1 protein-coding gene and 1 pseudogene are annotated in these 1786 nt (G+C 66.9%); one reads left to right on the plus strand and one right to left on the minus strand.

What is annotated here, in order from left to right; all coding sequences use genetic code 11:
• Window positions 1-54: 54 nt before the first annotated feature.
• Complete coding sequence (locus ACFVKT_RS40055; RefSeq protein WP_385741921.1) at window positions 55-1146, minus strand: IS630 family transposase; 1092 nt, start codon at window positions 1144-1146, stop codon at window positions 55-57.
• 56 nt (window positions 1147-1202) lie between these two features.
• Here ACFVKT_RS40055 and ACFVKT_RS40060 point away from each other — a divergent pair.
• Window positions 1203-1786: pseudogene (locus ACFVKT_RS40060) on the plus strand (IS5 family transposase); the annotation flags it as partial.

Below are 1786 nucleotides of genomic sequence, written 5' to 3' on the forward strand. Positions count from 1 at the left end.
AGGCTTCGGACTGCGGCGCATGCTCCCGCCCGACCTGCGCGGAGACTTCCAAGACTAGTGACCTGAGTCAGAGATTCGTCGGCAGTATGCGGCGACTTTGTCGAGGATCTCGTCGGCGGTCTTCGTCCAGACGAACGGCCTTGGGTGCTCGTTCCAGTCGGCGAGCCAGGCCCGGATGTCGCGTTCGAGGGCCTGGACCGAGCGGTGGACGCCGCGCTTGAGCTTCTTCTGGGTCAGCTCGGCGAACCACCGCTCGACCAGGTTCAGCCAGGACGCGCTGGTCGGCGTGAAGTGCAGGTGGAACCGCGGGTGGGACAGCAGCCACCGTTTGATGTCGGGTGTCTTGTGGGTCGCGTAGTTGTCCAGGATCAGATGAACCTGCAGATCAGCCGGGACTTCCCTGTCGAGCTTCGCGAGGAACTTCTTGAACTCCGCTGCCCGGTGTCGGCGGTGGAGGGAGCCGATGACCTTGCCGGTGGCGACCTCGAGGGCGGCGAAGAGGGTCGTGGTGCCGGCCCGGACGTAGTCGTGGCTGCGGCGTTCGGGAACTCCGGGCACCATCGGCAGGACCGGCTGGGACCGGTCCAGGGCCTGGATCTGCGACTTCTCGTCCACGCACAGCACCAGGGCCTTCTCCGGCGGATCGAGATACAGACCGACGACATCACGGACCTTGTCGATGAACAGCGGGTCGGTGGACAGCTTGAACGTCTGCGACCGGTGCGGGGCCAGGGCGAACGCCCGCCAGATACGCGAGATGGTCGACTGCGACATGCCCGTGGCCGCGGCCATCGACCTCGTTGACCAGTGAGTGGCGTTCTTCGGTGTCTCCTCGAGCGTCTTGACGATGACCCGCTCGACGTCGGCATCGGTGATCTTCCGGGGGACGCCGGGCCGCGGGTCGTCGCACAAGCCGTCCAGTCCCCGCTCGATGAAGCGGCGCCGCCAGGTGCGGACCGTGTCCGGAGCGATCCGCAGCCGGCGGGACACCTCCATGATCGAGTGGCCTTCGGCGCACTCCAGCACGATCCGCGACCGCAGGGCCAGAGCCTGAGCCGTCGTCCGGCGACGCAACCAGCCCTCCAGCACCGCCCGCTGGGCATCAGTGACAGACAACGGCGGAATCTTCGGACCCGGACGACTCATGCCCGACTAACGACAAACCTCTGACTCAGGTCACTAGGTCGTGTCCGCAAAGTGCTGTGGTCGTTGGTCTGTTCGTGGTGCGTCGTCATGAGCTGACTGATGAGTCGTGGGCGGTGATCGAGCCGTTGCTGGCTCCGCCGCGGATGGGTCGTCCGGTGCGGGATCGCAGGCAGGTGGTCAACGGGATCCTGTGGAAACTGTCCACCGGGGCTGCCTGGCGGGATTTGCCCGAGCGGTATGGCCCGTGGAAGACGGTCTATGAACGTTTCCGCCGCTGGTCTGCCGACGGCACCTGGGACCGCCTTCTGGCCCACGTCCAGCAGCACTCGGACGCGGTCGGTGCGGTCGACTGGACCGTTGTCTGCGTGGATTCCACGACCGTGCGAGCCCATCAGCACGCTGCGGGAGCCCGAAAAAGGGGCAGGACTGGCCGGGCGAGGCACTCGGCCGGTCCCGCGGCGGGCTGACCACAAAGATCCACCTCGCCTGCGACGGTGAAGGCCGCCCCCTGGCCTTCACCCTCACCGCCGGCAACGTCAACGACTGCACCCAGTTCGAGCAGGTCATGACCCGCATCCGCATCCAGCGGTGCGGACCCGGCAGACCCAGAACCAGGCCCGAGCGGGTCGCGGCGGACAAG

This window comes from Streptomyces sp. NPDC127595 (genome assembly GCF_042671685.1).
Taxonomy (GTDB): Bacteria; Actinomycetota; Actinomycetes; order Streptomycetales; family Streptomycetaceae; genus Streptomyces.

Bases quoted from the DNA above. Each gene is read 5' to 3' on its own strand.
- ACFVKT_RS40055 (WP_385741921.1), bottom strand. From the start codon at position 1,146: ATGAGTCGTCCGGGTCCGAAGATTCCGCCGTTGTCTGTCACTGATGCC.